Genomic DNA, 26,229 nt, shown 5'->3' with positions numbered 1-26,229 from the left:
CTACTTCGCCTGATCGAGCTTGGCGGCCTTGGCGGCGTCGAACCACCACAGAGTCCGTTCGCCGACGTCGCTGGAATAGTCGCTGAGCTGGTAGCGCGGCAACTTGTTTGGGTGATCGAACATGTCCCAATAGGCCAGCCGGTGGCTGGTATTGTTCCATTGCGGCACCCAATAGCGCCCGGCGCGAAAGACGCGATCGATCGCGCGGCAGGCGACCGTCAACTCATCGCGCGTATTGGCCGCCATCGCTTTCTCCACCAGCGCGTCGATCGCGGGACTGGCGACGCCTGCCAGATTGTACGATCCCTTCGTCGTCGCCGCCTGTGTGGTAAAATAAGTGCGGAGGCTGTCACCGGGCGTCGGCGTCATGCTGATGCGTTCGATTGCGATGTCGAAATCGAACGCTTCGACGCGCGCGCGATGCTGGACCGCATCGACAACCCGAAGACTGGCCTCGATCCCCAGCGTGTTCAGGTTCTTGATGAAGGATGCGTGATGCGGCTGGAAGGAGGGCTCGTCGATCAGGAACTCGACGGTGAAAACATCGCCGTTCGGCAGCAGACGCTTGCCGTCCTTGACCGGAAGCTTTGCCTCCTGGAGCAACTGCTGCGCCTTGCGCAACAGCGTGCGGTCCTGGCCTGAGCCGTCCGTCACCGGCGGCACGTAGGGCTCGCCGAACACCTCATCGGGGACCTGGCCGCGATAGGGCTCGAGCAGTTTCAACTCCTCGGGCGAAGGCAAGCCTTGCGCGACGAGGTCCGAGTTCTGGAACGGCGAGATTGTGCGCGCATAGGCGCCGTACATGATGGTCTTGTTGGTCCACTCGAAGTCGAACGCGCAATTCATGGCGTCGCGGACTTTCACGTCCTTGAACTTGTCGCGGCGGGTGTTGATGAACCAGCCCTGGCCACCCGACGGCGTGCGGTCCGGCACTTGTTCGCGCTTGACGCGGCCGTCCTTGACGGCCGGAAAATCGTAGCGCGTCGCCCAGATACGCGAGGTGAATTCCTCGCGGTAGAGGTAGTTCTTGCCGGTAAAGCCCTCGAATGCAACGTCCCGATCGCGGTAGAACTCGTAGCGCACGATGTCGAAATTGTTGCAGCCGCGGCAAACGGGAAGATCGGCCGCCCACCAATCCTTCACCCGTTCGAACTCGATGTAGCGGTTGATCTCGAATTTCCCGACCTTGTAAGGGCCAGACCCCAGCGGAACGTCGGTCGACGATTCGTCGAACGGCCGCGTCGCGTAATAGGTCTTCGAGAAGATCGGCAGGCCCGCCGCATAAAGCGGCACGTCGCGCGCGCGCTTCTCGGCGAACTTCACCACCACCGTGGCGTCATCGAGTGCTTCGGCGCCTTTGACGTCGCGCATCTGCAACTGGATCAGCGGATGGCCCTTCTCCTTCAGCGTATTGATGGAGAAAGCGACGTCATGCGCGGTCAGCTTCGAACCGTCGTGGAACCGCGCCTCGGGCCGGATCGTATAGCGGTAGCTAAGCATGTCGGGCGAGATCTGCACCGATTTGGCGGCATAGCCGTACATCGCATCGGGCTCGTCGCCGGCATGCGCCATCAGCGAAACGAAGGTCAGGTCCATACCTTGCGCGCCCTCGCCCTTGAGGATGAAGGCGTTGAGCGAGCTGAACGTGAAATAGGATTGGTTGTAAGCGCGTACGGCCGGGATCAGCGAGAACGTGCCGCCCTTCGGTGCATCGACATTGACGTAGTCGAAATGGTGAAAGTCGGCCGGATATTTGAGATCACCGAACGCCGAGATGCCGTGCATCTCGGCCGGCATCTCCGATGCCGCCGCGCGAAGCAGCAAGGACGGGCCCAGCGATGCACTCAAGGCGCCGCCAGCACCTAAGGCGAGCACATGCCGGCGTGAAAGCTGCGCCATGCGCGAAAGCTTCCTCAAGAGCGTTTTCCGATTCGGGCGGCCTTCTCGGCGTCATACCACCACAGCGTCGGCAGGCCCGACCTGCCATATTTCGGTAGCGGCTCGGCATGGCTGAAGCGGTCCCACCGGGCGTAGCGCGAGAACGGATAGGTGAACTGGGGCACGACATAGAAATTCCACAACAGCACGCGATCGAGCGCGCGCGTTGCGGCGACGAGACCGGCGCGGTCCTTGGCGAAGATCACTTTCTCGATCAATGCATCTACGGCCGGGTTCTTGATGCCGATGGTGTTGCGCGCCCCGGGCACCTCGGCCGCCTGTGATCCCCAGAACTCGCGCTGCTCATTGCCGGGCGAGAGCGACTGGCCCCACTGATCGATGATCATGTCGAAATCGAAGCTGCGCAGCCGGTTTTGGTACTGCGCGTCGTCGACCGTGCGGACTGACGTATTGACGCCGATCCGCTCCAGCGACGGCTTGTAGAACAGCGCGATACGCTCGGACGAGGGATCCTGTACCAGGATCTCGACCGTCAGAACCTTGCCCGAGGCGTCGACCAGCTTGTGGTCGCGCACCTCGAAGCCCGCCTCTTTCAGCAGCTTTGCCGCTTCGCGTAAGTTGGCGCGCACCGCTTCCGGAGTGCCGCCGACCGGATTCTGATATGGCGTGGTGAAGACTTCCGGCGGCACCTTGTCCTTCACGGTCTCGAGGATCTGCAATTCCTCACCCTGAGGCAGGCCGGTTGCGGCAAGCTCCGTCCCCTCGAAGTAGCTGTTGATCCGCTTGTACTGACCGAAGAACAGCTGCTTGTTCATCTCCTCAAAGTCGTAGGCGTAGTTGAAAGCCCGCCGCACCCGCGGGTCCTTAAACTGGTCGCGCCGTGTATTGACCACGAAGGCCTGCATGCGACCGGAGTCGTTGATCGGAAATTCCTCCTTGACCACCCGCTTCTCGGTGACCGCCGGAAAATCGTAGGCGGTTGCCCATTGCTTGGCGGAATTCTCCGCGATCCAGTCGGCCTGATCGGCCTTGAAGGCTTCCAGCGCAACGATGTTGTCGCGGAAGAACTCGAAGCGCAACTCGTCGAAATTGTTCTGGCCGATCTGGCTCGGCAGATTGGCGCCCCAATGATCCTTCACCCGTTCGAGCTTGATCGAGCGTCCCGCCACGAATTCCTTGATCCGATACGGTCCGGACCCCAGCGGGATCTCCAGCGTCGTCGCGCCGACGTCGCGCTTCTTGCCTTGCGCGTCGGCGCCTTCCCACCAATGTTTCGGCAGCACAATCAGCTCGCCGACGATGGTCGGCAATTCTCGGTTGCCCGGCCCATCGAAGGAGAATTTGACGTCGCGCTCGCCGACCTTTTCGGCCTTCACCACGTGGCGATAGTAGGACGCATATTGCGGACTTTGCTGTTTGAACGTCTCCAGCGAGAAGATGACGTCCTCCGGCGTCACTGGCTTGCCGTCATGCCAACGGGCTTCCTTGCGGAGGCGATAGATCACCCAGGAAAAATCGTCCGGATGTTGGGCCGCTTCGGCAAGTTCGCCGTACTCGGTCGCCACCTCGTCCTGCGCCCGGGTCATCAGCGTTTCGTAGATCATGGCCACCGCCGGCGCGATCGCACCCTTAATGCCGGCAACTGCGAGGTTGAAATTGTCGTAGGTGCCGATCGAGATCATGCGCGCGACGCCGCCCTTTGGCGCGTCCGGATTGACGTAGTCGAAGCGCTTGAAATCTGCCGGATACTTGATGTCGCCAAACAGGGACAGTCCGTGGCGCCAAGGAAGCTCGGCTGCTGATTGCGCCCGGGCGGCCCCAATGATCGGAGCACGGGAACCGAGGGTGGGGAGCGCAGCAGTCGCGGCGCCAGCTAGCAGAAGGTCGCGTCGGGTAATGGCCAAATGAACGTCCCTGTATGGAAGGAGGTTACCCCTTTAAGGCCCCAATATACGGCAAGGTTTCGACCGATTGTGTTGCTTTTTCCTCATCTTGGAAGTCGGAGCGGACCGTTCGCTGCGGCGAAACGCCTCGATAACAACGCTGCGAGGCGGCCAAGCGGTAGATAAGGAAACGGCCAGGCTTTTCGAGCCTGGCCGCAGGTCAGCATAATCTTTTGGCGATCTTACTTCGATGCGGTCGGCAGCGGCTGCGGGTTATCCGACAGGCTGTTCAGATAGGCGATCACGTCGGCGCGCTCTGAGTCCTTGGGAATACCTGCAAAGCCCATCGCCGTGCCGGGAATATCGCCCTTGGGATTGGCAATGAACTTGTTCAGCTCATCGATCGTCCAGGTGCCGCCCTTGGCCTTCATCGCAGCCGAGAAATTGAATCCGCCGCGGCCTTCGCCCCGATGATCGCCGACGATGCCGAAGAGGTTCGGACCCACGCGATTAGGACCACCCTTCTCGAAGGTGTGGCAGGCCTGGCACTTCTTGGCGGCAGCCGCGCCCTTTTCGACAGAGGCCGTTTGAAGGAGCTTCTCGATCGGCTCGGAGGGCGCAGCCGCAGCCGCGCCGCCTTCCTTGCCGCCAGCCTCTTCCTTCACGGCAATCTCGAAACCGGGCTTCTCAGGCGGTTTCGCGGCGAACAGCGCTTGGGCGGTGAAGCTCGTCACCAGGACAATGAGGCAGGTGCCGAGAATGGCACCGAGGATCTTGTTGAGTTCGAAAGAGTCCATTTCCGGCCAGGCCCCACACCGCAAGAAGGATAAAGCGGCCTCAAGCGGCCGCCAGGACGTGCCTCGGGAGAATCAAATGTTCCTTATCGTTCCCCCGAGTTTTGACATTGAGATATCGGTTTGCCCGTGGTCTGGCAACCCGTATAAACAGCCCCGCTTTCCTCCCATCCCCACCCGATTTCCCGGTGCGGAAAACGCCCCGTTTCCAGGCCCTTGACCCGATGACCGATCCTCGCATTTTAGTGCTGATCCCGGCCCGCATGGCGGCCACCCGCCTGCCCGGCAAGCCGCTCAAGGACATCGCCGGCCAGCCGATGATCGTGCACGTGCTGCGGCGGGCGGAAGAGGCCGCCATCGGCCGGGTTGCGGTCGCAACCGACACGCAGGAGATCGCCGACGTCGTCACCGCGCATGGCGGCGTTGCCGTGATGACCCGCCCCGAGCATCCGTCGGGGTCGGACCGCATCCACGAGGCCATGCGGACGCTCGACCCCGACGGCAAGGCCGAGATCGTGGTCAATCTCCAGGGCGATTTCCCGACGATCTCGACCGGCAATATTCGCGACGTGCTGCCGCCGCTCACCGACCCCGCGGTCGATATCGCGACGCTGGCCTCGCAAATCCATTCCCAGGAGGAGGACCTCGCCCCCAGCGTGGTGAAGGCGGTGGGAACCTCACTCGGGGGCAAGCGCATGCGCGCGCTGTATTTTACCCGCGCCACCGCCCCCACCGGAGACGGACCGCGTTACCACCATATCGGCCTCTACGCCTACCGCCGCGCGGCGCTGGAGCGGTTCGTGTCGCTGCCGCCCTCGCCGCTGGAATTGCAGGAGAAGCTGGAGCAGCTCCGGGCGCTGGAGGCCGGCATGCGCATCGACTTCACCATCGTCGATACCGTGCCCCGCGGCGTCGACACCGCGGCGGACCTAGAGACCGCCCGCAGCATCCTTTCCAAATCCTGAGCCGCTGTTACAAGGCCCGACATGAGCAAGATGAAAATCGCATTCCAGGGCGAGCCTGGGGCCAACTCCCACATCGCCATCGACGAGGCCTTTCCCAACGCCGAGCCGATGCCGTGCGCAACCTTCGAGGACGCGCTGTCGGCGATCTCGTCGGGCGAGGCCGATCTCGGCATGATCCCGATCGAGAATTCGGTCGCAGGACGCGTCGCCGATATCCATCATCTGCTGCCGGCCTCCGGCCTCTTCATCATCGGCGAGTGGTTTCTGCCAATCCAGCATCAATTGATGGCGGTGAAGGGCACCAAGCTATCGGACATCAAGAGCGTCGAGAGCCATGTGCACGCGCTCGGCCAGTGCCGGCGCATCATCCGCAAGCTCGGCATCAAGCCGATCGTCGCCGCCGACACTGCCGGCAGCGCGCGCGACATTTCCGAGCGCAAGGACAAGAGCGTCGCCGCGATCGCCTCGCGGCTTGCCGCAAAGATCTACGGCCTCGACATTCTGGCCGAGGACATCGAGGACGAGGCTCACAACACCACGCGTTTCGTGGTGTTGGCCCGTGAGGCGAAATGGGCCGAGCAGGGATCGGGCCCGCTGGTCACCTCTTTTGTATTCCGGGTGCGCAACCTGCCTGCGGCGCTCTACAAGGCCCTGGGCGGCTTTGCCACCAACGGCGTCAACATGACCAAGCTCGAAAGCTACATGGTCGACGGCAATTTCTTCGCGACGCAGTTTTATGCCGACGTCGACGGCCATCCCAACGACAAGGGACTCGCCTTTGCGTTGGAGGAGCTGAAGTTCTTCTCGCGTGAATTCCGCATTGTCGGCGTCTATCCGGGGCATCCGTTCCGCGCAACGTTCAGCGAGAAGATGGATTAGCCATCGTCATTCCGGCGCGCGCGCCAGCGCGAAGCCGGAATCTCGCGCCGCATACGACCTCTGGATTCCGTTCGATGCTTCGCATCGCCCCGGAATGACGACGTTAGGCGGCCACGCTCTTCGTAAGCCCGAACGCCTCCGCCAGCAGCGAATACGACTTCTTCCGCGCCTCGTGGTCATACGTGGCGGTGATCACCATCAATTCGTCCGGCTTGCTGGCGTCGAGCAGCGGCTTCAGCTTCTGCTGCACGGTCGCTGGGCTCCCGACGAACAGGCGCGAACGGTTGCGGGCGATCGAGGCACGGTCGGCATCGGTGTAAGGATAGGCGAGCGCTTCCTCCACGCTCGGCAGCGGCAGATATTGGCCGCGGTCGCGGCGCAGGCGATTAAGATCGAAGGACGAGGCGAGCCTTTCCGCCTCCTCGTCCGTATCCGCCGTGACGACTGCCACCGCGAGAATCGCCTGCGGCGTCGCGCGCCAGGCGGACGGCTGGAAACGGTTGCGATAATGTACCATGGCGTCGATCGCATCATGGCTCGCAAAATGATGCGCGAAGGCGAAGCCCATGCCGACCTGGGCTGCCAGTTCCGACGAATAGTCGCTGGAGCCGAGCAGCCAGATCGGCGGCAGCGCCGTGTCGTCGGGCATTGCGACCACGTTGTTGTAGGGATGGCCCGAGGGGAATTCGCGGGTCTCCCACAGGATCAGTTCATGCAGCCGCTCGAGGAAATCGTCGCCCTCGCGGCGATCGAGCCGGCTCCTGAGCGCGTACGCCGTGGCACCGTCGGTGCCGGGCGCGCGGCCGAGGCCGAGATCGATCCGGCCGGGAAACAGCGCCTCCAGCATCTTGAAGCGTTCGGCCACTACCAGCGGCGCATGGTTGGGCAGCATCACGCCGCCGGAGCCGACACGGATGTGCTTCGTCACCGCCGCGATCTGCCCGATCATGACATCAGGCGCCGGGCTCGCGACGGAAGCGAGGTTGTGGTGCTCGGCGAGCCAATAGCGGACATAGCCGAGCCCATCGACATGGCGCGCAAGGTCGATGCTGTTGCGCAGCGCCGCCGCCGGCTTTGTGCCGGACGTGACGACGGAGAGATCGAGGACGGAGAGCGGAATCATGGCCGGTAGAAAGTAGTGCGCCGCGTCGGGGCGGCAATGGCCGGATGGAGCAAGGCTGGCGTGTGCTGGGAGCGAGGCGCCCGGCCGACTTGCTGGAGGCTGGTGGGATTTCGTAAGCCTTAATCACCTAACTTTCAAGCTGCCCACCAGCTTGCCAAAGACCAACAAACCATCGAACGCCATTTAATGCATTGAAATACTGAATATTTATTGATCTCCGTGATTTCCCACCAAACTCACACCTGGCACAAGAATACCGATATAATAGGCAATAGTGGGCTACTTCCCATTACCGATGGGCTGTCGAATGAGCCCCTTTTGGCCTATCTTGGCGCTTCCCAAGCTAAATCTGCCGCAGTTGCGAAGAGATCTGGAGTGAGTGGCGCCATGACTGAGCCGACGACGCCTGCCAAATATAACGGGCAAGACAATGGGCAAGACGGGCACCTCACCAAGCGTCCGGCGATCTCCTTCGAGTTCTTTCCGCCTAAGACCGAGGAGATGGAGAAGAACCTGTGGGAGACCATCAATCGCCTCGCCCCGCTCGACCCGAAATTCGTCTCGGTGACCTATGGCGCGGGCGGCTCGACCCGTGAGCGCACCCACGCCACCATCGCCCGTATCCTGAAGGAGACTTCGCTGCTGCCGGCCGCGCACCTCACCTGCGTCGGCGCTTCGCGCGGCGAGATCGACGAGATCGTCGACCGCTACCACGAGGTCGGCGTCCGCCACATCGTCGGTCTGCGTGGCGATCCGCCCGGCGGCATCGGCACGCCCTACGCCACCCATCCCGACGGCTACCAGACGTCGGCCGAGCTCGTCGCCGGCATCAAGAAGCGCCATGCCGATATCGAGGTTTCGGTCTCCGCCTATCCTGAGAAGCATCCCGAAGCGCGCGACTTCGATGCCGATATCGACACGCTGAAGGCCAAGGTCGACGCGGGTGCGACGCGCGCAATCACCCAGGTGTTCTTCGATAACGATCTCTACTTCCGCTACCTCGACCGCGTCCGTGCGCGCGGCATCGAGATTCCGATCGTGCCGGGCATCATGCCCATGCACAATTTCAAGCAGGCCCGCAATTTCGTCACCCGCGCCGGCACAAGCGTGCCGAACTGGCTTGCGGAGAAGTTCGATGGGCTCGACGACGATGCGGAAACGCGAAAGCTCGTCGCAGCGACGGTAGCCGCCGGCCAGGTGCACAAGCTCGCCAAGCATGGCGTCGACACCTTCCATTTCTACACCATGAACCGCGCCGATCTCGTATTCGCGATCAGCCATTTGCTCGGCATTCGCGCCAAGAGCGCGCAGAAGGCGGCGTAACCGATGACCGTTACCGCGTCTCCCAAGCGTACTGCCCTGCTCGCCGCCGCGCGCGATCGCATCCTGGTGCTCGACGGCGCCATGGGCACGATGATCCAGGGCCTGCAGTTCGACGAGGCCGCCTTCCGCGGCGAGCGCTTCAAGAATTTCCACCGCGACCTGCGCGGCAACAACGACCTGTTGATCCTGACCCAGCCGCAGGCGATCGAGGACATCCACGCCGCGTACCTGCGTGCCGGGGCTGACATCGTCGCGACCAACACCTTCTCCACGACCTCGATCGCGCAGGCCGATTACGACCTCGCCGAGGTCGTCTACGAGATGGCGCGCGAAGGCGCCCGCCTCGCCGGCAACGCCGCCAAACGTGTCGAGGCCGAGGACGGCAAGCCGCGCTTCGTTGCCGGCGCCATCGGCCCCACCAACCGCACCGCCTCGATCTCGCCTGATGTCGCGAACCCCGGCTACCGCGCCGTCACTTTCGACGACCTGCGCGAATCCTATGGCGAGCAGATTCGGGGCTTGCTCGACGGCGGCGTCGACCTCCTGCTGGTCGAGACCATCTTCGACACGCTGAACGCCAAGGCCGCGCTCTATGCGATCGTCGAGATCACGGAAGAACGCGGCATCGACGTGCCCGTGATGGTCTCAGGCACCATCACCGACAAGTCCGGCCGCCTGCTGTCGGGTCAGATGCCGGAGGCGTTCTGGAATTCGGTGCGGCACGCAAAGCCCGTCACCATCGGTTTCAATTGCGCGCTCGGCGCGGAGGATCTGCGCGCCCATATCGCCGACATTGGCCGCGTTGCCGACACGCTGGTCTGCGCCTATCCCAATGCCGGCCTGCCCAACGAGTTCGGCCAGTACGACGAGACGCCGGAATACATGGCCCGCCTCGTCGGCGAATTCGCGCGTGATGGTCTGGTCAACATCGTCGGCGGCTGCTGCGGCACCACGCCTGAGCACATCGCCGCGATCGCCGCAGCAGTGGCGCCGCATAAGCCGCGCGTCGTGCCGGAGATCGAGCCGCGCTTAAGGCTCTCCGGCCTCGAGCCGTTCGTGCTGACGGATGCGATCCCCTTCGTCAACGTCGGCGAGCGCACCAACGTCACGGGGTCGGCCCGCTTCCGTAAATTGATCACGGCCGGCGATTACACGGCTGCGCTCCAGGTCGCGCGCGATCAGGTCGAGAACGGTGCCCAGATCATCGACGTCAACATGGACGAGGGTCTTCTGGACTCGGAAGCCGCGATGCGGACCTTCCTCAACCTCGTCGCCGCCGAGCCCGACATCGCGCGCGTCCCTGTGATGGTCGATTCCTCGAAATTCTCGGTGATCGAGGCCGGGCTGAAATGCGTGCAGGGCAAGCCGGTCGTCAATTCGATCTCGATGAAGGAAGGCGAGGAGAAGTTCATCTTTGAGGCCAAGATCGCGCGGCGCCACGGCGCGGCTGTCGTGGTGATGGCATTCGACGAGGTCGGCCAGGCCGATACGTTCGCGCGCAAGACCGAGATCTGCAAGCGCGCCTACGACATCCTGGTGAATCGCGTCGGCTTCCCGCCGGAAGACATCATCTTCGATCCCAACATCTTTGCGATCGCAACCGGCATTGAAGAACACAACAATTACGGCGTCGACTTCATCGAGGCGACGCGCTGGATCCGCCAGAACCTGCGCGGCGCTCACATTTCGGGCGGCGTCTCCAACCTGTCCTTCTCGTTCCGCGGCAACGAGCCGGTGCGCGAAGCCATGCATTCCGTGTTCCTGTATCACGCCATCAAGGCGGGCATGGACATGGGTATCGTCAATGCCGGGCAGATGATCGTGTATGACGACATCGATCCCGAGCTGCGACAGGTTTGCGAGGACGTGATCCTCAATCGCGATCCCGGCGCCTCCGAGCGACTGCTGGCGCTCGCCGAGAAATTCCGCGGCAAGAAGACGGAGAGCAAGGAGGCCGATCTCGCCTGGCGCGAATGGCCGGTCGAGAAGCGGCTGTCGCACGCACTGGTGCATGGCATCACCGAGTTCATCGAGCAGGATACCGAGGAAGCCCGCAAGGCGTCCTCGCGCCCGCTCGACGTGATCGAAGGCCCCTTGATGGCCGGCATGAACGTGGTCGGTGACCTCTTCGGCGACGGCAAGATGTTCCTGCCACAGGTCGTCAAATCCGCGCGCGTCATGAAGCAGGCGGTGGCCTGGCTGATGCCGTTCATGGAGGAGGAGAAGGCACGCAACCTCGCGAACGGCATCGGCAGCGATGCCAACTCGTCGGCCGGCAAGATCGTGCTCGCGACCGTGAAAGGCGACGTTCACGACATCGGCAAGAATATCGTCGGCATCGTGCTCCAGTGCAACAATTATGAGGTCATCGACCTCGGCGTGATGGTGCCGGCCGCCAAGATCGTCGAGACCGTGAAGGCGGAGAAGGCCGACATGGTCGGCCTGTCCGGCCTGATCACGCCCTCGCTCGACGAAATGGCGTTCTTCGCCGGCGAGTTGCAGCGCGAGGGCTTGAAGCTGCCGCTGTTGATCGGCGGCGCCACGACGAGCCGCGTGCATACGGCCGTCAAGATCGATCCGAACTACAAGGCCGGCCCCGTGGTGCATGTCAACGACGCGAGCCGCGCCGTCGGCGTCGCCTCCTCGCTGCTGTCGCCCGAGAAGCGCGATGCCTATGCGGCCGAGGTGCGCGCCGAATACGCAAAGATTTCGGAAGCCCATCTGCGCGCGCAGGCCGACAAGAAGCGGTTGAAGCTCAGTGCTGCCCGCGCCAATCGCGTGCCCGTTGACTTCGCAGCGGCGAAGCCGGTGAAGCCGACCTTCCTCGGCACGAAGACGTTCGACGACTACGATCTCGCCGAGCTCGTCGACTGCATCGACTGGACGCCGTTCTTCCAGACCTGGGAGCTCGCCGGCCGCTTCCCCGCGATTCTCGATGATCCCAAGGTCGGCGAGGTCGCGCGCTCGCTCTATGACGACGCGCGCAAGATGCTCGACCTCATCGTCAGGGAGAAATGGTTCCGGGCACGCGCGACGATCGGCTTCTGGCCTGCGAACGCACAAGGCGACGACATCGTGCTCTATGCCGATGAGAATCGGACGAAGAGAATCGCCACGCTGCACACGCTGCGCCAGCAGCTCGAGAAGCGCGAGGGCCGCTTCAACGCGGCCCTGTCCGACTTCATCGCGCCCACAGGTACGGGCGTGCCGGATTACATTGGCGGCTTCGTCGTCACCGCCGGCATTGGCGAGGATGCGGTCGCCGACCGCTTCAAGAAGGCCAATGACGATTACTCCTCGATCCTGTGCAAGGCGCTGGCCGATCGCCTCGCCGAGGCCTTCGCCGAGCGCATGCATGCCCGCGTCCGCCGCGAGTTCTGGGCCTATGCCCCGGACGAGAAACTCTCCAACGAGGAGCTGATCCTCGAAAAGTATCAGGGCATCCGTCCCGCGCCCGGCTATCCCGCGCAACCCGACCACACCGAGAAGAAGACGCTGTTCGACTTGCTCGATGCAGAGAATACCGCCGGTGTGAAGCTGACCGAGAGCTTTGCGATGTGGCCGGGCAGCTCCGTGTCGGGGCTCTATTTCAGCCATCCCGAAAGCTTCTATTTCGGCGTCGGCAAGATCGAGCGTGACCAGGTCGAGGATTATGCGGCCCGCAAGGACATGAGCGTTGCCGAGGTCGAGCGCTGGCTGGCGCCGATCTTGAACTACATCCCGGCGCAAGCAACAGCGGCCGCTGCGAAGCCGGAGGCAACATTCGCGGCGACGCCGGCGAACGATGTGACGTCCAAAGACCTCGCCTCGCATCCACCCGGCTGCACCTGCGCCGCGCATCTCGTCTGGCAGAAGAAGCGCGTCGGCGCCGGCTGAGCTGGTCCCTCGCCCTGTGCCGCGCGCCAGTTGCGTAGGGTGGGTTAGCGTCAGCGTAACCCACCTCCCTTCCGCGAATCAAGAAAAGCGGTGGGTTACGCTGCGCTAACCCACGCGACGAACTAAAAGGCGGAAAACAACCCCATGCAAAGTAGAAAATTGCCGGGGCTGACCGACTACGTATTTACCGAAATGACTTGACTCGTCGGGCAAATCACCGGCAAAATGTCATCGTTGCGAACCGCGCCGGATGGACTCGCGGAGCGTTCGTCGCCTCGATCGCATCTCCGTCCCATGAACCGGCGCTCGCCTCGTGCCGACAAACACCCGGTTGGCGCGGGCGTGGGAGGGCGGCATTCGCAATCGTCTGGAAATCCTGGCCGTCTGCCTGGTGATGGTTGGCGGGATATTTGTCTCGCGTCATGCTGCCTCGCCCGATGCGGCGATGGCGGAGGCTGCGCAGCGTCCGTCCAAACCAAACGATACCAGCTCAACCATGCAAACCGTCACAAAGCTCCTCACCGAGCCCGGCTCGCCGTCGCGCGACGACCAGCTCTATGCCGCAGCGTTGGCCCTGTTCAAAGCAATCGAAGCCGGCGAGGCGCCGGTCGAGAATCGCGACATGCTGGCGAGAGCGCTGCATGCGGTGGCGATTGGCGGGCATGCGGACGCCTGGATCGACTATGGCCGCTGTCTCTGGAACGGCTGGGGCGTGCCTGAAAGCAAGGAGGAGGCCATTGCCGCCTACAAGCACGGCGCCGATCTCGGATCGGACTATGGCGCCTATATCGTCGCCTATAATCTCTATTGGACCTTCAAGCGCTATGACGAAGCCTATGATTACGCGATCAGGGCCCTCAAGGGCACTGATCCCGACGGCGCCCTGCGCTACCTCCTGGGGCTGATGGCTTACAACGGTCGCGGGCGGCCGAAGGACGTGGCAGAAAGTCTTGCATTGCATCTGGAGGCGGCGAAGCGCGGTAATGCCGACGCCTATTTCGAGCTGTCCGTCTATGCGATGCAGGGCATCGGCGACCGCAGCAAGGCGGTGTTCTACCTGAAGCAGGCCGGACAACGCGACCAGCCGCGCGCCTGCGCCAATCTCGGGGCGCTCTATGCCACTGGGCAATTGGCTGGCATCGAGAAGGATCTCACGGAGTCCGTCCACTGGTACAAGCGCGCCGCTGATCTCGGCGTCGGCCGCGCCGCCGCAGCGCTCGGCGTGATGGCGACGCGCGGCGAAGGGATGGCGAAGGACCCGGATGCGGCGGAGGCGTATTTCGATCGCGCCGAGAAGCTGGGGTTCGAGCTGGACGAGTATCTAAACGCGAATGGTGTGAAGCGGAAGAAATAGTCGCGCCCGTCATCCGGGGCGCGCCAAAGCGCGAACCCGGAATCCATTCCACTGCGAAGTATGCCGCCCGATGGATTCCGGGTCTGCGCCTAACGGCGCATCCCCGGAATGACGGCGAATGTGTTCACTCACCCCTTCAGCGGGATCAGCAACCTGGCAAGCTCGGAGATGGACGCACGGCGCGCAACCCTCATCCGCCTGCCCATTTGCGCCGCAGCATCGAGAACAACCGCGCAGACTGATTGAAACCGAGTTCCTCGGGCGCTACTTTCCGATCTCTGAGTTCATTGTCGAAGAGGTGCTTCCGATGACAAGGTTTGCATTCTCATTTGCAGCAGCTTGCGTGCTCCTGCTTCATGCGGGCGAAGCTGGTGCGCAGAGCCTCACGCTGAGCAGCCCGGACATCAGCGAAGGCGCCACGATTGCCAGCGAGCAGGTATTCAAAGGCTTCGGCTGTACCGGCAACAACATCTCTCCGGCTTTGAGCTGGAGCGGTGCTCCGGCGGGCACCAAGAGCTTCGCCGTGACGATGTATGATCCTGATGCGCCAACCGGCAGCGGCTGGTGGCATTGGGTCGTCTTCAATCTTCCGCCATCCGTCACTGCGCTTCCCAAGGGGGCCGGCGATCCAAAGAAGAAGCTGATGCCGAAAGGAGCGATCCAGAGCCGCACGGACTACGGCAGCGACGGCTATGGCGGACCATGTCCGCCGCCTGGCGACAAGCCGCACCACTATCAGATCACCGTATTCGCCGTTGACGTCGATAAGCTTCCGGACGCCAAGGACCATTCAGCATCCGCGGCAACGGTCGGTTTCGATCTGCACTTCCATACGCTCGGAAAGGCGACCCTGACCGGTCTCTACGGCCGGTGACGGGACGCAGGAGAGCTCGCTAGGCGCGTAGGGTGGGTTAGCCCCGCGGTTGCGCGAAGCGCAGTCCGCTCGGCGTAACCCACCTCTTTGCTTTCCGCGCATTGAGAGAAGTGGTGGGTTACGCTTCCGCCTTCGCTCTTCGAGCTACGGCGGACAAGTCGCTAACCCACCCTACGGACCTGCGCTCGCTCACCCCTTGGGCGGCGCGAGTGGTTGCACGATCTCCTTGAACGGCGCCAGCGCCTCGCAGCGCTCGGAATGCGCCGTGAGTGCCGGATACCGCGCGGGATCGAACAGCTGCGGATGCGCTTCGCGGGTGAAGCGGACGACGCAGGCGACTATGACGTCGGCGTGGCCGATGCGCGTCCCCAGCCAGTACGGCGTCGTTATCTTCGCGCGCTCGGCTTCCAGCACCTTCAACACGTCTGCAATCTGTGCCTGGCAGCGTTCGACCCACAGCGCGAGCTGTTCTTTCCGCAGCACGCGCTCGTAGAGCAGGCTGACTGCCTTGTCGCCGAGACCGCCCGCCAGCGCGCAGATGCGCAAATGCCGCCGCCGCTCGATGCCGCCACCCGGCAACATGGCTTTCTCTGGCCCGACGAGATCGTCCAGATAATCGAGGATGATCGTGCTCTCGATCAACCCCTCACCGTCGTCGAGCACCAGCGTCGGCACGCGGCGCAGGGGATTATACGGCGCGATCTTGTCGGCGTCGCCGAAGGTCGACCACGGCCTGTGCTCGAAGGCGATGCCATAAAGCTTCAGCGCAATCGCCACGCGGCGGACGAAGGGAGAATCATATTGGCCGATCAGGAACATGGTTTTGCGCTCTTTCTCATTGACCCGGCAGGGCCGGGCAGTTCATCGCCAATGCGCGCGGCTGACAAGAAAAATCTTGGAAAGGGAGCATTGCACTGGCTGCAACAAGTCCGCTCAAGTGCGCCGAACTCGCTTGTCGTTCCGAGCAAAAACGGCCCGACCTGCTTCAACACCATGCAGCACGGGCACGAGGTGCTTTGATATCCCCAGCGGCTCGTCACTCGCTTGCCGAGCTACACAAAAAAAGCACCCCCGTCGTGAGCACTTAGACGAAAGACTGTCAAAACCTGATTGTCAACTTTAGATTGTTCAATATACCCTCAATCATGTCGATTGCGCTGAGGACCTTTCATGCCCTATCTCACTGCCTTCAACAAGAACACAGCTCTGATTCAACAATTGGGCGAGAGTAACGCCCATTTAGCTTGGGCGATCGCCCTTTATCTGGAGGAGCCTGACGTCGAAGCACTTGCTTCCGAAGGCATCACCGATGGGCCAAATGATAAGAAGATTGACTTCATCTATTTCGATAAGGACGGGAAGCGTCTCATCTTCGCTCAGGGCTATTATTCGACCTCGGCCAAGGACTCGGCTCCGGCGAACAAAGCTTCGGACCTAAACACGGCAGCGGCTTGGCTTGTCTCTGGCGATGTTAAGCAGGTGCCGTCCCAACTCAGATCGGCCTTCGAGGATTTTCGAGAGGCTATCGAAGAGGGCGAAGTAGATACGATCGATTTGCTCTTCGTCCATAACTTGCCTGAGTCGGTAAATGTCACACGAGAACTGCAAACCACTGCGCAACATCTGCGCAAGGCGCTGGGTGAACCCGAAAAGCTTACCATAACGTCTCGAGAACTAGGCTCGTCGATCATCGAGCACCTATTCGCAACACAAGAGTCCCAAATTGAAGTGAAGGACGAAATTGACTTTCCCGTACCGGTTGCGTTCAAGGAATCGGGTCCTAATTGGCAGGCCTCGGTCGCATCTGTACCAGGCCTGTGGCTGCACAAGCTTTACTCGATCCACTCGGATCGGCTTTTTTCAGCAAATTATCGGGGCTTTCTCGGAATTACCCGCCGCCGACGCATAAACACTGGAATTCGTCAATCGGCTGAAACAAAGCCGAAGGACTTCTGGGTGTTTAACAATGGAATCACACTGCTCACTTTGGGAATAAAGGAGACCAAAAGCGGAATAAAGCTGACCGGCATTTCGATCATCAATGGAGCTCAGACGACAGGATCCATTGGCTCGACTGATCTCACAAAGAATGACATCAAAGACGTCAAAGTACTCTGTCGAGTTATCCAGAGCAGCGATGCACAAACGATCAACGATATTGTAAAGTTCAACAACACACAGAATGAGATCACAACTTGGGATCAGTACAGCAATGATCCTGAGCAAAATCGTATCGCGTCAGAATTTCAGGCGATGGGGTACATCTATAGCCGAAAACGGGGCTTTCGCACCGACGAGGGGGAAATAGGTATTGAGGAGGTCATGCAGCCCCTTCTTGCATTTCACGGGCGCTACCAAGATGCGAATCGCGGCAAAGGTCAAATCTTCGATCGTAAGCCGCTCTACACTAATGCATTCGAAGGAAAGAAAGCGCGACACGTTCTTTTCGTCTACACGCTAGCTCGCGCAATTGACGATAGAAGGCTCGCTTTAAAGGCAAAATCGATTGCAGGAAACATCATCTCAATTGAAGAAGACCAATTGGCTCTGCTCAGAAATTTGCGTTTTAAGTCTTTCCTCATGGCAGTAACGGCAGCGGTCCTAGAGTCGATAATCGGCCGCAAAGTAGACCCAATGACGATTGCCTTTGATGCGTCCACGGCTGATGCAAAGAAGAATAGCCTCGTCGACCTAATTGCGCGATGGGTCCCTGTGGTGGAAACTATTCTGTCGTTTATGGCCACTCGATCGAATGCAGCAAATCTGTCGGCAAATCTTTCGAATGACGACTTCTTTAATCAGACGGTTAAAGAGGTTTCTTCACTGCTGTATGCCTCGAAGGCTGGCCAGCAGCATGCTGAATTTGTAACTATCGTGGCTGACAGTTGACGCGAAGCCATCACCCCCCCTCGTCGCTCGCGAGCACGCCCTTCACCGCGCGGGCCAAGCCCGCAAGCTTCCGCTCGCGCGTCGCCTGGCTCTTGTTCGGCTTGAAGCGGTGCTCGAGGCACCAGTTGGAGGCGCGCCCGCGACGACCCGACGATTGCGAGATCGACTGAGGCCACGCCTTCGAGACGACGGCGAAAAGCAGCGCGGGCGGCATCTTGTGCTAGCGATGCGCAATGGGCACTTCGCTTCCGGTGCTTGCCTATGGCGGAGCGCGCGGGATTCATGTGTTGGTCGACGCAAAACGGCCTGACCTGCTTCAACGCCATGCAGCACGGCCTCTCGCTGGCACGGGCGAGGCGGGCGGAGCTTTGGGGCCTCCCGGCGGGACGACAGGCTAGCATTTGCGACCAAAAGTGGACTAGCGGGGCGCCTTGTGGTTGTATGCCAACGATAAACGTGGAAACTCAAATGCAGATTTTTGAGCCCATAATTCGACCAAACGTCGGGGTACGGCACTATGAGCCGGGGGATCGCGAGCGTGTGTTACGCCTCCTGTCATTCCTTCCAACACTATACCCAAAGGGGCTCGATTGGCTCGAGAGACGGCTACTGGAAGTCGAGCAGAAGCACGCTGTTTGTAGACTGGCTGTTGGGCGCTACGGCATCGCCGGGGTTCTGATCGAGACCCCCAAGGGAGTTCGAAGTATCAAGATATCTACTTTGTACGTTAAAGACGCTCCTGCTCACCGAGGCCTAGGCTCCCTCTTGCTTCAGGCTAGCCTAGTACGCTGGCGGAGGGTCGGCATCGATAACGTATACCTCACCGTCGCCAAATCGCGGCTCCAACGCTTGGCTCCCTTTCTGGAGAACAAAGGTTTCCTTGAGTCGGCGTATCTCCTAGACCGTTATGGTCCGGGCCGAGACGAGGCAATCTACACGCTGAAGCTAAACTAAATGGGCTTCTTCGCTATCTCTACGCTTGGACTACAAGCGCCGCTCGAGGTAGAGGCCTGCCATATTAGCTTCTGGGTGCTGCCTAGGCCGTGGTATCGCGTCTTTGGATATACGTTTTGCCTCGATGTGGGGTTACGATTCAAATCGGAAGCTCCGCTACGGCGCCTGCGCTTCGTGCTTCCTTTTGATTCAGAGAAGAGCCGGATATTTGATCTTTCCACGATTGTTCTTGATCAAGACTTCAGCCCCTTGATCTTTGGCAAGCCTGTTACGGTTACGGGCGATCGCGTCACCTATGACGGTCCTTTGGATGGCCCCGACAAGATAAGTGACCGCGTGGTCGCGGTTTCGCCTGAAAACTCGTCGGCAGAACAACCCCAAACAGGGGCAGCAGGCTTCTCAATTTGGACGATTGAGCTCAGAGACTCGACGGAAAATGACGAGTGGACCTATGTTAGGTTCCGAATATCGGCTAGGAACCCTTGGCGCATTTGGGCGTCCAAGGGATGGGGCCTAGCCAAGCGCGGCGCAGTCGTCGATCTACGAGTTTGTGATATTCGCGAATCCCTTCTCTTGGGACACGGAGAAGCCGAGTCTGCTCATCTTCTACCTATAAAGCAGCTCTTTCTATTCCTGGTAGCGCCTTCCTACTTCGTGCCAAATCACTTCAGCCCAATGCTTCATTACACGCGGTTATTGGAGCCTAAGGTCTGGGAACAGTACTTGGCCGGCTTCTCGACACATACTGATGGAGCAAAATTCTCGATCCATCAGTGGAGATACACAGGCGAGACAGAAATCAGTATCGACCACCCTTATCGAGCCTATATGGATTTGTCGCGCGAATTCGGACGAGAAGTTTTTCTATACTATGTCATCGCGATTATTAGTCTGCCGATCGTGAGCCATGCTCTCGAAGCGCTCGGCCGAAAAGCGTGGGCTCTGCTGTTCTGATGCAAGACTTCGAAGGAATTGGACGAATTATCGAACTCATTAAGAGCAACGAAGCCGAGATTGGTATATTGGACCCGCGCATACGTATTGCCTGCGACGGCGAGTTTGAGACATTCTATGCACCTTTCGAACACATCAATACAAACGCACGTGTCACTATTGTCGGGTTGACACCCGGTCAAACGCAAGCGCGGATTGCTCTAAATGAAACCTGCTTGGGTATTAAGAGTGGTCTTTCGTGGAAGGAGGCTATCGAAAGAGCCAAATATCTCGCGAGCTTCGGCGGCCCCATGAGAACAAATCTCACGAGGATGCTCGATCATATCGGCCTTAACAAATTGCTCGGGATAGACACTTGCGCGCTTCTTTTCTCCGAATTTCGTTCTTTAGCTCATCACACATCCATTCTGCGCTATCCCGTTTTTAGGAATAAGTTGAACTACAGTGGGCAGCCTTCGGTTGATCGGATCAGTTTTCTCAGAAATCAGGTCGACAAATGGTTTGCGGCCGAGCCCAAGCTTTTGTCAAAGAGCGTGTTCATTCCTCTTGGAGCCCAGGTCCAGCAAGTCTTTGCGCGTGTTGCGAGGGAAGCAGGAATCTCAGAAGAACGATGCCTGAGTGGCTTGCCCCATCCAAGTGGCGCCAATGCAGAACGAATAGCTTATTTCTTGGGTAAGAAATCTAAAGAAGATCTCTCTGCGCAGACGGACGGCAACGCAATCGATTTAGTTCGAGATCAATTGATTTCCAAAATGCGCGTTCTTAGGCGCTAGAACCGATACCATTCTTGTTGGGCGTCCATCGGAGTCTTCGATCACCAGCACGCGCCTCGCGGCGTCCATGGTGCCTCCTGTTGTGGCGGATCGCCTTTTACAACGGAAGACGCTGAAATATCGTAACTGCCTAATCGGAAATCCTTCAAGCGACTTACCGGATTTCGCTGCGCTTCATCCGGGCTAAAATCTCGACGTATCACTCGATGATCGGCACGTGCTTCGCCGCCGTTCGCGGCACCGCGCCGTCGAGGCGCGGGTCGTCACCGATCTCGATCTGGCGGCGGAAGGCGCGAAATCCGGAGCGGTGGTAGAAGGCGAGCGCCGAGGGGTGATCGAAGGTGCAGGTGTGCACCCAGACGCGCCTGACCTCCTGCGACCAGGCGCGTTGGAGCGCGCGGTTCATCAGCCAGCGGCCGGCACCGGTGCCGATGAGTTTTGCGGTGACGCCGAAGAACACGATCTCGCATTGGCCTGCCTCGCGAAAATCGAGCTCGAGCAGGCCTTCTTCGCGGCCATCATCGACGAGCACGTGGATCTCGACGCGCGGCGACTGCACGATTGCCGCGAGCTCGGCGTCCGGCATGCGCTGGCGCGAGAACCACAGCCAGTCCTCGCCGACCCGCGCATAGAGTGCGCGAAACCAGTCGAGATCGGGGCGCTCGACCCGGCACAACGTCCAGGCGCCGACCGGATCGTCGCGCAGCGGCGGCCGCGCAGTCATCTCCAGATGCGTGACGACCGCGGTGATCTTCCCGCTCGGCACGTCCGAGTAGCCGTCGGGGAGGATCATTCGCCGCTCACTCTCCCTCGTCGCTCGCGAGCACGCCCTTCACCGCACGCGCCCAGCCGGCAAGTTTCCGCTCGCGCGTCGCCTGGCTCATGTTCGGCTTGAAGCGGTGCTCGAGCCGCCAGTTGTCGGCAAACTGCGTCGGTTCGGGATAGACGCCGGCATTGAGGCCGGCGAGATAAGCCGCGCCCAGCGCCGTCGTCTCCTGGATCACGGGGCGGTCGACGGGCGCGTCGAGGAGATCGGCGAGGCGCTGCATGGTCCAGTCGGAGGCAGCCATGCCACCGTCGACGCGCAGCACGATGTGGGCGGTCTCGGAATCGGGCCAGTCGGCGCGCATCGCGGCCCAGAGGTCGAACGTCTGGTAGCAGACGCTCTCCAGCGTGGCATGCGCGAGCTCGGCCGGGCCAGTGTTGCGCGTCAACCCGAACAGCGCACCGCGCACGCGTGGATTCCAGTACGGCGCACCCATGCCGACGAAGGCCGGCACGAGATAGACGCTCTGCATGGAATCGGACTGGTCGGCGAGCGGGCCAGTCTCGGCCGCGTGCTTGATGATGCCGAGGCCATCGCGCAGCCATTGCACCGCGCTGCCGGCAACGAAGATCGAGCCTTCGAGGGCGTAGGTGCGTTTTCCGCCGAGCTGATAGGCGATGGTGGTCAGCAGCTTGTTCTTCGAGGCCACCGGCGTGGTGCCGGTGTTGAGCAGGGCGAAGCAGCCGGTGCCGTAGGTCGACTTCATCATGCCCGGACGGAAGCAGGCTTGCCCGATGGTCGCGGCCTGCTGGTCGCCGGCGATGCCGCAGATCGGAATTGCGCCGCCGAGCAGGTCGGGGGTGGTCTCGCCAAAGCGGGCGGAGGAATCCTTGACCTCCGGCAGCATCGAGCGCGGCACACCGATCAGCTCCAGCAGTTCGTCGTCCCATTCGCCGGTGTGGATGTTGAACAGCAGCGTGCGCGAGGCGTTGGTGGCATCCGTCGCATGCACCTTGCCGCCGGTCAGCCGCCAGAGCAGGTAGCAATCGACCGTGCCGAACATCAGCTCGCCGCGCGCGGCCCGCGCACGGGCGCCGGGGACGTTGTCGAGGATCCAGGCGACCTTGGTGCCGGAGAAATAGGGATCGATGATCAGGCCGGTCTTCTGGGAGATCCGCGGCTCGTGGCCTTCGGCCTTCAGCTTCGAGCAGATCTCGGCGGTGCGGCGGTCCTGCCAGACGATGGCGCGGTGCACGGCCTGGCCGGTGGCGCGGTCCCACACCACGGTGGTTTCGCGCTGGTTGGTGATGCCGATCGCGGCAATGTCCTTGGCGGTGACGCCGGCACGCTGAAGCGCGTCGCGGCAGACCGTCACGGTCGAGGTCCAGATGTCCTCCGGCTCATGCTCGACCCAGCCCGAGGCCGGGAAGTGCTGCGGAAACTCCTGCTGCGCGGTCGCCGCGATGGAAATATCGCTCCGAAACACGATGGCGCGCGAGGAGGTGGTGCCCTGATCGATGGCGAGGACGAAAGACATGAATGTTGACCTTGGCGATTCCGGTGTGCCGGGAGGGTTCTTGTGTCGCGGCTAAGGGAGCGGATTGGGGCGGGAAGGTCAAGGTAAGATGAAGGTGCTACCGCTGACCCTCCCCTGGAGGGGTCCGAGACGAGCGTAGCTCGCTCGTGGGTCGACCGCGCGAAGCGTGGGCGGGGTGGGGTGACAGACTATCAGCGCCTTCGGTGCTTCAATCGGGCGATCTCAGCATCCCTTGATCCGTAAAGCTCGATGTAGATTCGCTCGAGCACGGCATTCAGGTCGACCGCAATCTCGGAATTCCAAAACCGCACGACACGATACCCCTCACTTTCAAGCCATTGTTGCCTCTCGCGATCACGCTTGGCCGCATCATCCTCGTTATGATGTCCGCCGTCGATTTCCAGGATGAGACGCTTGGCTGGACAGAAGAAGTCGACGACGTAAGGACCGATCGGCGCTTGTCGGCGGAAGTGCGACCCTTCGAGCTCCTTGAGAGCACGCCACAGGGTCCGTTCGTGCGGCGTGGTATTCGCTCCCAGTCTCTTCGCGGCAGCGCGTCGAATCGATGTTGAGACCATCTTTGCGGCTTCACCCCACCCCGCTCGCGCTTCGCGCGAGCGACCCACGAGCGAGCTACGCTCGTCTCGGACCCCTCCAGGGGAGGGTGAAGTGAAGCGCGACATCGATACAATTACAAGTCGTACGGCTGCTGCACCGCTGGGGTGGTGCGACGCTTCAGCACGGCCTCGTCTTCCCGGGCTCCGTCGCGAGCCCGGTATCCATTTCACCGCGCGCAATGCCGCACGATGGATCCCGGGCTCATCGCTTCGCGATGCCCCGGGATGACGGTCGAAGTCAGATCAACCCGCCCGCGTCGGCGACGCGGCGCTGGTGATACTCGGTATCGCCAAACGTGTTCTCGATCATGGTCAGGCGCTTGAAGTAGTGGCCGATCTTGGCCTCCATGGTCATGCCGATGCCGCCGTGGAGCTGGATCGCCTGCTGGCCGACGAATTTCAGCGACTTGCCGATCTGCACCTTGGCTGCTGCAACCGCATTGGAGCGCTCCCTGGCGTCCTCGAAATCACCAGCCATGGTCGCGAACATCGACATCGAGCGGGCCTGCTCGGCGGCGACGAACATGTCGGAGGCGCGGTGCTGGAGGCTCTGGAACGAGCCGATCGCCACACCAAACTGCTTGCGCGTCTTGATGTACTCGACGGTGGTCTTGAGCGACTCATCCATCAGGCCGACCGCTTCGGCGCAGAGCGCGACGCGGGCCTCATCGACGACACGCTCGATCAGCGCGAGCGAATCCTCGGGGTTGCCGATCGCCGCATCGGCGCCGACTTCGACGCCGGTGAAGGTGATGTCGGCAGCGTGCAGGCCGTCCTGCGTCGGATACGACTTCTTGCTGACACCCTTGCTGTTGGCGGGAACCAGGAAGACGCCAATGCCGGTCTTGTCGCGGCGGTCGCCGTTGGTGCGGGCGGTGACGACAAGCGTGTCGGCGTTCTCGCCGTTGAGCACGACGAACTTTTCGCCGTCGATGACCCAGCCGCTGCCCTTTTTCTTCGCCGTGGTCGCGACATCGAAGAGATCGTAGCGCGAATTCTTCTCGAGCTGCGCAAACGCAAGCGTCTGGCTGCCGTCGATGATGCCGGGCAGGTGCGCGGCCTTCTGCGCATCCGAGCCGCCATGGCGCAGGAAGCCGCCGCCGATCACCACCGTCGCGAGATAGGGCTCGAGCACGAGCGCCTTGCCGAGCGCCTCCATCACGATCATGGTCTCGACGCCGCCGCCACCGAAGCCGCCATCGGCTTCGGTGAAAGGCAGGCCCAAGAGGCCCTGCTCGGCGAGCTTGCCCCAGACGGCCTTGCTCCAGCCGCCCTTCTCGGCCATGTACTTCTTGCGACTCTCGAAGTCGTAAGAATCCGTCAAGAGGCCGTCGACGCTGTCCTTGAGAAGCCGCTGCTCCTCGGTCAAATCAAAATCCATGGTTCTAAGCTTTCCTCGTACCCGGAATCATTTGGTTTCGTCATTCCGGGGCACGCGCCATAGCGCGTGAACCCGGAATCCAGAGGTTGTGGCGCGAGATTCCGGGTTCGCCGCTATTGCGGCGCCCCGGAATGACGGTCCCCTCACAACCCCAGCACCGCCTTGGCGATGATGTTGCGCTGGATCTCGTTGGAGCCGCCGTAGATCGAGACCTTGCGGTTGTTGAAGTAGCTCGGCGCGATCTGGGCGGTCCAGTCCATGGCTTCGTTCGAGCCGTCGTCGCCGTGGATGTCGTAAGGCGCAGCGAACGGGCCGATGACTTCCATGAGCAGTTCGGTCGTGGTCTGCTGGATCTCGGAGCCCTTGATCTTCAGCACCGAGGACGCCGGATTGGGCTTGCCCTTTCCATGCTTGCCCTCATCCGCGACGACACGGAGCTGCGTGAGCTCCAGCGCCTTCAGCTCGATCTCGCAGGCCGCGAGCTTCTCACGGAAGGCGGCGTCCTGGATGATCGGCTTGCCGCCGGACTCGACCTTGGAGGCCAGCTCCTTGATGCGGCGGATGCGCTCCTTGGAGACGCCAACGCGCGCAATCCCGGTGCGCTCATTGCCGAGCAGGAATTTTGCGTAGTCCCAGCCCTTGTTCTCTTCGCCGATCAGGTTCTCGTAGGGTACCTCGACGTCGTCGAAGAAGACTTCGTTGACCTCGACGCCGCCGTCGATGGTCTGGATCGGGCGCACGGTCACGCCCTTCGACTTCATGCTGAAGACGATGAACGAAATGCCCATTTGCTTCTTGGCCGACGGATCGGTGCGGCAGAGGCAGAAGATCATGTCGGCGTGCTGAGCGAGCGTGGTCCAGGTCTTCTGGCCGTTGATGATCCACTTGTCGCCCTTGCGCTCGGCCTTGGTCTTCAGCGAAGCCAGGTCCGACCCCGAGCCCGGCTCCGAGAAACCCTGGCACCACCAGTCGTCGACATTGGCAATGCGCGGCAGATACTGCTTCTTCTGCTTCTCATTGCCGAAGGTGTAGATCACCGGGCCGACCATGCTGACGCCGAAGGCGAGCGGCTGCGGCGCCGGATAGGACTGGAGCTCCTCGTTGAAAATGTAGTGCTGCACGCTGGTCCAGCCGGTGCCACCATATTGCTTCGGCCAGTGGCTGACGCCCCAGCCCTTCTTGTTGAGGATGCGCCACCACGTCACCATCTCGTCCTTCGAGAGGTGGCGGCCCTCGACCAGCTTGCGGCGCGTGTCCGGCGGCACGTTGTCGCGGAAGAACTGCCGCACTTCCTCGCGAAACGCCTGCTCTTCTTTCGTGAATGCGAGATCCATCGGATCCTCCTGTGAATATATCAATCCCGCGTCATTCCGGGATGGCCCGAAGGG

Annotated in this window: 21 protein-coding genes; 10 read left to right on the top strand and 11 right to left on the bottom strand. The window is 61.4% G+C overall.

Annotated features, from left to right (window positions below; genetic code table 11):
* The 3 genes from Q3C01_RS12920 to Q3C01_RS12910 all read right to left on the bottom strand — a co-directional run bounded on the left by Q3C01_RS12920 (position 1) and on the right by Q3C01_RS12910 (position 4,579).
* On the bottom strand, positions 1-1,899 hold the full coding sequence (locus Q3C01_RS12920; protein ID WP_458145705.1) for an extracellular solute-binding protein: 1,899 nt from the start codon (positions 1,897-1,899) through the stop codon (positions 1-3).
* A 14-nt stretch (positions 1,900-1,913) separates the two neighbouring features.
* A complete protein-coding gene (locus Q3C01_RS12915) occupies positions 1,914-3,803 on the bottom strand; it encodes an extracellular solute-binding protein (protein ID WP_458145704.1) in 1,890 nt (629 codons plus the stop codon).
* A gap of 221 nt (positions 3,804-4,024) precedes the next feature.
* Positions 4,025-4,579 (bottom strand): c-type cytochrome, encoded by a 555-nt coding sequence (locus tag Q3C01_RS12910; protein WP_458145703.1) that lies wholly within the window; start codon positions 4,577-4,579, stop codon positions 4,025-4,027.
* Between the two features lie 221 nt (positions 4,580-4,800).
* Between Q3C01_RS12910 and Q3C01_RS12905 the strand changes: the two genes are divergently transcribed.
* Positions 4,801-5,541 (top strand): 3-deoxy-manno-octulosonate cytidylyltransferase, encoded by a 741-nt coding sequence (locus tag Q3C01_RS12905; protein ID WP_458145702.1) that lies wholly within the window; start codon positions 4,801-4,803, stop codon positions 5,539-5,541.
* Positions 5,542-5,562: 21 nt separating this feature from the next.
* Positions 5,563-6,420 (top strand): prephenate dehydratase, encoded by an 858-nt coding sequence (locus Q3C01_RS12900; protein ID WP_458145701.1) that lies wholly within the window; start codon positions 5,563-5,565, stop codon positions 6,418-6,420.
* Between the two features lie 103 nt (positions 6,421-6,523).
* On the opposite strand, the gene Q3C01_RS12895 is transcribed toward Q3C01_RS12900, so the two are convergent.
* Positions 6,524-7,543: an LLM class flavin-dependent oxidoreductase gene (locus Q3C01_RS12895; protein WP_458145700.1), complete on the bottom strand. Its 1,020-nt coding sequence runs from the start codon at positions 7,541-7,543 to the stop codon at positions 6,524-6,526.
* A gap of 387 nt (positions 7,544-7,930) precedes the next feature.
* Here Q3C01_RS12895 and metF point away from each other — a divergent pair, with 387 nt between their 5' ends.
* From metF to Q3C01_RS12875, 4 genes are all read left to right on the top strand, one after another.
* A complete protein-coding gene (metF, locus tag Q3C01_RS12890) occupies positions 7,931-8,866 on the top strand; it encodes a methylenetetrahydrofolate reductase [NAD(P)H] (protein ID WP_458145699.1) in 936 nt (311 codons plus the stop codon).
* 3 nt (positions 8,867-8,869) lie between these two features.
* Positions 8,870-12,742, top strand: a complete 3,873-nt coding sequence (gene metH, locus Q3C01_RS12885; RefSeq protein ID WP_458145698.1) for a methionine synthase — start codon at positions 8,870-8,872, stop codon at positions 12,740-12,742.
* 313 nt (positions 12,743-13,055) lie between these two features.
* Positions 13,056-14,096, top strand: coding sequence for a tetratricopeptide repeat protein (locus tag Q3C01_RS12880; protein ID WP_458145697.1), 1,041 nt, complete (start codon positions 13,056-13,058; stop codon positions 14,094-14,096).
* Between the two features lie 307 nt (positions 14,097-14,403).
* Positions 14,404-14,970: a YbhB/YbcL family Raf kinase inhibitor-like protein gene (locus Q3C01_RS12875; protein ID WP_458145696.1), complete on the top strand. Its 567-nt coding sequence runs from the start codon at positions 14,404-14,406 to the stop codon at positions 14,968-14,970.
* Positions 14,971-15,159: 189 nt separating this feature from the next.
* Here the strand turns inward: Q3C01_RS12875 and Q3C01_RS12870 are convergent, their stop codons facing one another.
* Positions 15,160-15,789 (bottom strand): glutathione S-transferase family protein, encoded by a 630-nt coding sequence (locus tag Q3C01_RS12870; protein ID WP_458145695.1) that lies wholly within the window; start codon positions 15,787-15,789, stop codon positions 15,160-15,162.
* On the opposite strand from Q3C01_RS12870, the gene Q3C01_RS12865 reads away from it, so the two are divergent.
* Both Q3C01_RS12865 and Q3C01_RS12860 read left to right on the top strand, forming a co-directional pair.
* Entirely contained in the window at positions 15,772-15,990 is a 219-nt protein-coding gene (locus Q3C01_RS12865; protein ID WP_458145694.1) for a hypothetical protein, read from the top strand. The two genes, Q3C01_RS12870 and Q3C01_RS12865, sit on opposite strands and share 18 nt — an antisense overlap.
* A 150-nt stretch (positions 15,991-16,140) precedes the next feature.
* Positions 16,141-17,859: an AIPR family protein gene (locus Q3C01_RS12860; RefSeq protein ID WP_458145693.1), complete on the top strand. Its 1,719-nt coding sequence runs from the start codon at positions 16,141-16,143 to the stop codon at positions 17,857-17,859.
* A gap of 10 nt (positions 17,860-17,869) precedes the next feature.
* Here the strand turns inward: Q3C01_RS12860 and Q3C01_RS12855 are convergent, their stop codons facing one another.
* Positions 17,870-18,073 carry a hypothetical protein gene (locus tag Q3C01_RS12855; RefSeq protein WP_458145746.1) on the bottom strand — a complete coding sequence of 68 codons (204 nt, stop codon included), beginning with the start codon at positions 18,071-18,073 and terminating at the stop codon, positions 17,870-17,872.
* Positions 18,074-18,813: 740 nt separating this feature from the next.
* On the opposite strand from Q3C01_RS12855, the gene Q3C01_RS12850 reads away from it, so the two are divergent.
* Both Q3C01_RS12850 and Q3C01_RS12845 read left to right on the top strand, forming a co-directional pair.
* A complete protein-coding gene (locus Q3C01_RS12850; RefSeq protein WP_458145692.1) occupies positions 18,814-19,767 on the top strand; it encodes a hypothetical protein in 954 nt (317 codons plus the stop codon).
* Positions 19,767-20,540 carry a hypothetical protein gene (locus tag Q3C01_RS12845; RefSeq protein WP_458145691.1) on the top strand — a complete coding sequence of 258 codons (774 nt, stop codon included), beginning with the start codon at positions 19,767-19,769 and terminating at the stop codon, positions 20,538-20,540. The genes Q3C01_RS12850 and Q3C01_RS12845 overlap by 1 nt, the downstream gene beginning before the upstream one ends.
* Positions 20,541-20,739: 199 nt before the next feature.
* On the opposite strand, the gene Q3C01_RS12840 is transcribed toward Q3C01_RS12845, so the two are convergent.
* The 5 genes from Q3C01_RS12840 to pimC form a co-directional block, all read right to left on the bottom strand.
* Positions 20,740-21,333 carry a GNAT family N-acetyltransferase gene (locus Q3C01_RS12840; RefSeq protein ID WP_458145690.1) on the bottom strand — a complete coding sequence of 198 codons (594 nt, stop codon included), beginning with the start codon at positions 21,331-21,333 and terminating at the stop codon, positions 20,740-20,742.
* A gap of 7 nt (positions 21,334-21,340) precedes the next feature.
* Positions 21,341-22,843, bottom strand: a complete 1,503-nt coding sequence (gene glpK, locus Q3C01_RS12835; protein WP_458145689.1) for a glycerol kinase GlpK — start codon at positions 22,841-22,843, stop codon at positions 21,341-21,343.
* Positions 22,844-23,034: 191 nt separating this feature from the next.
* Entirely contained in the window at positions 23,035-23,469 is a 435-nt protein-coding gene (locus tag Q3C01_RS12830; protein ID WP_458145688.1) for an endonuclease domain-containing protein, read from the bottom strand.
* A gap of 229 nt (positions 23,470-23,698) precedes the next feature.
* Positions 23,699-24,841, bottom strand: a complete 1,143-nt coding sequence (pimD, locus tag Q3C01_RS12825; RefSeq protein ID WP_458145687.1) for a pimeloyl-CoA dehydrogenase small subunit — start codon at positions 24,839-24,841, stop codon at positions 23,699-23,701.
* A 143-nt stretch (positions 24,842-24,984) separates the two neighbouring features.
* A complete protein-coding gene (gene pimC / locus Q3C01_RS12820) occupies positions 24,985-26,175 on the bottom strand; it encodes a pimeloyl-CoA dehydrogenase large subunit (protein WP_458145686.1) in 1,191 nt (396 codons plus the stop codon).
* Positions 26,176-26,229: the final 54 nt, after the last annotated feature.

It is taken from the genome of Bradyrhizobium sp. UFLA05-109, assembly GCF_054185165.1.
The sequence above is the reverse complement of the archived record's forward strand: the minus strand, read 5'-3'. Positions and strand labels throughout refer to the sequence as shown.

Coding starts and splice junctions, on each gene's coding strand:
- Q3C01_RS12920 (WP_458145705.1), bottom strand. CDS start 1,899: ATGGCGCAGCTTTCACGCCGGCATGTGCTCGCCTTAGGTGCTGGCGGC.
- Q3C01_RS12910 (WP_458145703.1), bottom strand. CDS start 4,579: ATGGACTCTTTCGAACTCAACAAGATCCTCGGTGCCATTCTCGGCACC.
- Q3C01_RS12905 (WP_458145702.1), top strand. CDS start 4,801: ATGACCGATCCTCGCATTTTAGTGCTGATCCCGGCCCGCATGGCGGCC.
- Q3C01_RS12900 (WP_458145701.1), top strand. CDS start 5,563: ATGAGCAAGATGAAAATCGCATTCCAGGGCGAGCCTGGGGCCAACTCC.
- Q3C01_RS12895 (WP_458145700.1), bottom strand. CDS start 7,543: ATGATTCCGCTCTCCGTCCTCGATCTCTCCGTCGTCACGTCCGGCACA.
- metF (WP_458145699.1), top strand. CDS start 7,931: ATGACTGAGCCGACGACGCCTGCCAAATATAACGGGCAAGACAATGGG.
- metH (WP_458145698.1), top strand. CDS start 8,870: ATGACCGTTACCGCGTCTCCCAAGCGTACTGCCCTGCTCGCCGCCGCG.
- Q3C01_RS12875 (WP_458145696.1), top strand. CDS start 14,404: ATGACAAGGTTTGCATTCTCATTTGCAGCAGCTTGCGTGCTCCTGCTT.
- Q3C01_RS12870 (WP_458145695.1), bottom strand. CDS start 15,789: ATGTTCCTGATCGGCCAATATGATTCTCCCTTCGTCCGCCGCGTGGCG.
- Q3C01_RS12860 (WP_458145693.1), top strand. CDS start 16,141: ATGCCCTATCTCACTGCCTTCAACAAGAACACAGCTCTGATTCAACAA.
- Q3C01_RS12855 (WP_458145746.1), bottom strand. CDS start 18,073: ATGCCGCCCGCGCTGCTTTTCGCCGTCGTCTCGAAGGCGTGGCCTCAG.
- Q3C01_RS12850 (WP_458145692.1), top strand. CDS start 18,814: ATGGGCTTCTTCGCTATCTCTACGCTTGGACTACAAGCGCCGCTCGAG.
- Q3C01_RS12845 (WP_458145691.1), top strand. CDS start 19,767: ATGCAAGACTTCGAAGGAATTGGACGAATTATCGAACTCATTAAGAGC.
- Q3C01_RS12840 (WP_458145690.1), bottom strand. CDS start 21,333: ATGATCCTCCCCGACGGCTACTCGGACGTGCCGAGCGGGAAGATCACC.
- glpK (WP_458145689.1), bottom strand. CDS start 22,843: ATGTCTTTCGTCCTCGCCATCGATCAGGGCACCACCTCCTCGCGCGCC.
- pimD (WP_458145687.1), bottom strand. CDS start 24,841: ATGGATTTTGATTTGACCGAGGAGCAGCGGCTTCTCAAGGACAGCGTC.
- pimC (WP_458145686.1), bottom strand. CDS start 26,175: ATGGATCTCGCATTCACGAAAGAAGAGCAGGCGTTTCGCGAGGAAGTG.